Here is a 4,847-nt window from a genome sequence, read left to right as displayed (position 1 = left end):
GCCGGACAGTGGAATCGCCGTGTCGGGCGTCGCTAGGCTCCTGCATTGTCGCGAATCGACACGGTCGAAATTCGAAGACCATTGCGCCTCATCCATCCGAACGCGCCTCCTCGACGGCGCTTCCGTCGTTTCGCGACGTCTCCGATTCGGCTGACCGAAGGAGGATCATGTCCAAGGTAGTGGAATCCATGAGCAACAGGCTTCTGGGCCTGTTCGTGCCCAAGGTGGAGGCATCCGCCTCGGCATTCGCGTGTCAGTGCTTCAAGTCGTGCTGGCAGTGCGCACGGAGCGCCTGCTGCGTCAACACGTACTGCGGTTCCATCAACTGCTGGCGCAGCTGCCCGAAATGCTGACCCGGTGATCTGACCTGACGCACGGCCGGGTACACCGGCGGGCCGCGGCCGGCGGCACGAATCCGGTCTGCCGCCCGTCGGTGTACCCGGCGCTCTTCGCCGTCCGGGAATTTCCATGGGAGGTCGATTACGGTGCAGTACGCGGAATTCGGAATTCGCATTCTCATCGGCACGGTCTTTCTGACCGCTGCCATCGGCAAAACAGCCGGCCGGGGATCGTTCCCCGCGTTCGCCGCGTCGCTCGGCCGATTGAACGTCGTGCCCCGGACGGCGACCCGCGCCGTCGCCGTCGCCGTGGTGGCGGCCGAGTGGTCCGTCTGCCTGCTGCTCCTGGCGCCCTGGGCCCCTGTCGTGGGACTGGGGCTGACGCTCGCCGCAGCACTGCTCACCGCCTTCGCGGCCGCCATCGCCCGCGTCGTCGCCCGTGGTGCGCGCGAGGTCTGCCGATGCTTCGGCAGCGGCTCCACGACCCCGCTCGGCGTCCCGCACATCGTGCGCAATCTCCTGCTCGCCGGGCTCGCCATGTTCGCCGTCTTCGCGATGAGTACGACGCCGCCGCACGGGACAGCCACGGCGGCCCGGCCCGCGGGGCTGGCTGTGGCCGCGGCGGCGGGGCTGCTCGTGGGCGGCTGCGTGGCCGCGCTCGACGCGATCGTCGCGCTCTTCCGCCCCATGAGCACTACGAGCCCCAACAGCTCCATGGCTTCCGCCCGCATCAAGCCCGGCGCGTAGCGCGCTACAGCACCGCGCCCAAAACACCGAGCCCACAGCACCGCATCCAACGCACCACGCATCCCCACCAGAAGGGAGACCCCCATGCCCGTCCTCATCGCCATCGTCGCCCTCGTCGGTCTGTTGTGCACCCTCGACCTGATCCTCACCGTCGGCGTCGTCAAACGCCTGCGCGAGCACACCGAGTTGCTCTCCGAGCGCGGTCGCGGCGGGATCGCCCTCGGCCCCGGCGACGAGGTCGGGGAGTTCTCCGTCACCTCAGTCGAAGGCGAACCCGTACAGGACACGATGATCGAGAGCGAGACGGTCGTCGCGTTCTTCTCCCCGTCCTGCGGCCCCTGCAAGGAGAAGCTGCCGAAGTTCATCGAGTACGCGCGCGGCGTGCCGCGCGGACGCGAGCAGGTCATCGCCGTGGTGACGGCCGACAGCCCGCAGGACGCGGAGGCCGCGGCGCCCAGCCTCTCCGCGCTGGCTCCGGTGGCGCGCGTGGTGACCGGGCGGGACGCCGACGCCGTCGCGAACGCCTGCAAGGTACGGGGCTTCCCCGTGGTCCTCAAGGTCAACCGGAGCACGGACGGCCGCCTCCTCGTCATGACCGACGAGGTCGACTTGGAGCGCCCGGCCCTCGCCTCGTACTGACCAGCCTCGTACTGACCGACGTCGGCGAGCTCTGCCACAGGCCCCGGACTCAGGCCCCGGAAAGGACGAGCATGCCCCCTCCGACTCCAACGCCCCATGAGCCGGGCGAAGATCCCCAGGAACCCGCCCCTCACCCATCACCAAAAAGCCACGACCGTACGCGCGCCCGTACCCGTACCCCGGCCCTCAGCTCCCTCCGCCTGGTGGTACGGGCGGCCGGCGGCACCTTCCTGCTCTACGCGGCCCCCGTACTGGCCACCGGATTCTTCCCGGTCGTCACCGCCTGGTCCGTCAAGCTCATCGTCGACCGGCTCGCCGCCGGGGCGACCGCACGCGAACTCCTGCTCCCCGCGCTGGTGTTGGTGGCTACCGGCGTGGCGACCGGAGCCATACCGCATCTCGCGCACTACCTGCGGACCGAAATGGACCGCAGGGTCGGCCTGTTCGCGCAGAACCGGCTGTTCACGGCCGTGGGGCGGTTCGCCGGGCTGGAGCGGTTCGAGAACCCCGAGTTCCTGGACCGGCTGCGCCTCGCCCAGCAGACCGTCGTCGCCTCACCGGCCGCCACACAGGCCGTCGACGGGGTGCTCGGAGCCGCGCGCTCGCTGTTCACCGTCGTCGGGTTCCTCGGGTCGCTGCTGGTCATCAGCCCGCCGACGATGGCCCTGGTACTGCTCGCCGCCGTACCCACTCTCGTGGCCGAGCTCATGCTGTCCCGTCGGCGCGCCGCCACCGCCTGGGACATCGGGCCGGACGAGCGGCGCCAGTTCTTCTATATGGGGCTGCTGGCCAACGTCGAGGCGGCGAAGGAGATACGCCTCTTCGGCACCGGCCGGTATCTGCGCGACCGCATGCTCAGCAGCAGGCGCGGCGCGGACGCGGCCCGGCGGGCCGTCGACCGCCAGGAGGCCCGGCTGCGGACCGGTCTCGGCCTGCTCGCCGCCGTGGTGGCGGGCGCCGGACTGCTCTGGACGGTACGCGCCGCGGGCGGCGGCGGCCTCAGCCCCGGCGACGTGGCCGTCTTCCTGGCCGCCGTGGGCGGGGTGCAGGGGGCGCTGACCACGTTCGCGAGCGACCTCGCCGGGGCGCACCACGCCCATCTGCTCCTCGGTCACTACCAGTCCGTCGTGCGCGCCGGGCCCGAGCTCCCCATGGCCGCCGAGCCCCGCGAACTGCCCCCGCTGCGGGGCTGCGTGGAACTGCGCGACGTCTGGTTCCGCTACTCGCCCCGGCACCCCTGGGCGCTGCGCGGCGTCACCCTCCGGCTGCCGGCCGGGGCCTCCATCGCCCTGGTGGGGCTCAACGGGTCGGGCAAGTCCACGCTGGTCAAGCTGTTGTGCCGGTTCTACGACCCGACGCACGGCAGCATCCTGTGGGACGGCGTCGACCTGCGCGACGCCGACATCACCGCGCTGCGCCGCCGCATCAGCGCCGTGTTCCAGGACTACATGGAGTACGACATGACGGCCGCCGAGAGCATCGCGCAGGGGGAACTCTCCGCGCTCGACGAGCCGGGGCGGATACGGGCCGCGGCCGCGAGCGCGGGCGTCCACGACGTGCTGGAGGCGCTGCCCCAGGGGTACGACACGCTCCTGTCCCGCATGTTCTTCGCCGAGGAGGACACGGCGGACCCGGCGGCCGGCGTCATGCTGTCCGGCGGCCAGAGCCAACGCCTGGCCCTGGCAAGGGGGTTCGTACGCGACCAGCGGGACCTCATGATCCTCGACGAGCCGTCGGCGGGGCTCGACGCGGCGGCCGAGCACGAGATCCACACCTCGCTGCGCGCCCACCGGCAGGGCCGGACCAGCCTCCTCATCTCGCACCGGCTGGGCGCCTTGCGCGACGCGGACGTGATCGTCGTCCTGGAGCGGGGACAGGTCGCCGAGCAGGGCAGCCATGACGCGCTCATCGCCCGCCGAGGACGGTACGCGCAGCTGTACGCGCTCCAGGCCTCCCCCTACCGGGCGGGCGCGGAGCCGGAGCCGTCCGCTCGTACCCACCCTCTCGCCGACGTCAGCTTCAGCGTCAGTGCAGCCGACGTCGATATCCGTACAGGAGAAGGCACATGAGCCCAGTCAGCGGCGCCCCTCGCCCCTCGGCCGTTCCCCAGCAGCTCACGCGCGCGGAGACCGCCGTCGGCCGGGCGCGGGCCCGAGCCCGGAGCGCGCGGGCCCACCGGATCACCCTGTACGCGGCCGTGGTCTCCTGCTGGGCGGGAGCGGCGGCCCTGGCGGTCGCCACCGGCCGCCCGGCCTGGGGGATGGCGGGCAGCGTGCCCGCGCTGGTGGTCACCGCCGTGCTCGCGGCCGTACGCGCCGCGGAGAGGCGGCTGGTCAGCGTGGACGTGTCCGGGGACAGCATGGAACCGGCGTTCCACGAAGGGGACCGCGTCCTGGCGCACCGCCGGACGGTTCCCACGCGCGGTGCGGTGGTGGTCGTGGAGAGGCCGCCGTACCGGGCGCCCTGGCCGGACGCCCCCGTAGCCCGTACGGCCCCCGCCCACGTCATCTGCGCTCGGCACTGGTTCATCAAACGGGTCGCCGCGGTCCCGGGCGACCCCGTGCCCCGTACGGAGGTGCCCGCCCTGGCCGGCGCGCCGGAGGCGACCGTGCCCGAGGGGATGCTCGTACTGCTCGGCGACAACCGGGACCGGAGCTACGACTCCCGCTCCGTCGGCTACTTCCCCGCGTCCCGCGTCCTGGGCACGGTCGAGGAGCCGGACCCGTCCGCGTGCCCGCCCCGCTCCGCGGTGCGGATGAGGAAGACCTGACGGCCCTTGCCGGTGCAGGGCTGCATGACGGCCTCGGCCCCCTCCGCCGTGCTGGAGCGCGCGATGCCCACGCAGCCCCGGCCCGCGACGCGCAGCACGTACCCGCCGAGGCCCGGTTCCCCCGACGGTTCGACGCTGAACAGGCTGCCGTCCTCACAGTTGTCCCTCGGCTCCAGCAGCCCCGCCCCGCCCCCTCCGGTCAGCGCCTTCAGGCAGCCTTTGCCGTAGTCGGGGTGGGTCCACTGGATGCGGTAGAGGCCGTCGCCGGCCGGTTCCAGCGAGGTGGTCTGCGGGGCGACCGCGTCACAGGGCCGTTGCACCGCGACCAAGGACGGGTACCTCCGGTCCCGCAC

At 72.4% G+C, this 4,847-nt stretch carries 5 protein-coding genes; 4 read left to right on the top strand and 1 reads right to left on the bottom strand.

What is annotated here, in order from left to right; genetic code table 11:
* Nucleotides 1–485 precede the first annotated feature (485 nt).
* From ACFU99_RS33240 to ACFU99_RS33225, 4 genes are all read left to right on the top strand, one after another.
* Nucleotides 486–1,085, top strand: a complete 600-nt coding sequence (locus tag ACFU99_RS33240) for a MauE/DoxX family redox-associated membrane protein (RefSeq protein WP_384399133.1) — start codon at nt 486–488, stop codon at nt 1,083–1,085.
* A gap of 84 nt (nt 1,086–1,169) precedes the next feature.
* Nucleotides 1,170–1,724 (top strand): TlpA family protein disulfide reductase, encoded by a 555-nt coding sequence (locus ACFU99_RS33235; protein ID WP_384399131.1) that lies wholly within the window; start codon nt 1,170–1,172, stop codon nt 1,722–1,724.
* Between the two features lie 71 nt (nt 1,725–1,795).
* Complete coding sequence (locus tag ACFU99_RS33230) at nt 1,796–3,793, top strand: ABC transporter ATP-binding protein (RefSeq protein ID WP_384399129.1); 1,998 nt, start codon at nt 1,796–1,798, stop codon at nt 3,791–3,793.
* Nucleotides 3,790–4,494 (top strand): S26 family signal peptidase, encoded by a 705-nt coding sequence (locus ACFU99_RS33225; RefSeq protein ID WP_384399127.1) that lies wholly within the window; start codon nt 3,790–3,792, stop codon nt 4,492–4,494. The genes ACFU99_RS33230 and ACFU99_RS33225 overlap by 4 nt, the downstream gene beginning before the upstream one ends.
* Here ACFU99_RS33225 and ACFU99_RS33220 read toward each other — a convergent pair.
* Nucleotides 4,401–4,847 (bottom strand): RICIN domain-containing protein (locus tag ACFU99_RS33220; RefSeq protein WP_384399125.1); only part of this gene is annotated, 447 nt, incomplete at its 5' end. The two genes, ACFU99_RS33225 and ACFU99_RS33220, sit on opposite strands and share 94 nt — an antisense overlap.

It is taken from the genome of Streptomyces sp. NPDC057654 (assembly GCF_042800135.1).
Lineage (GTDB): Bacteria > Actinomycetota > Actinomycetes > Streptomycetales > Streptomycetaceae > Streptomyces.
Note: the sequence above shows the minus strand (reverse complement) of the source record. Positions and strands in the feature narration are given on the sequence as shown.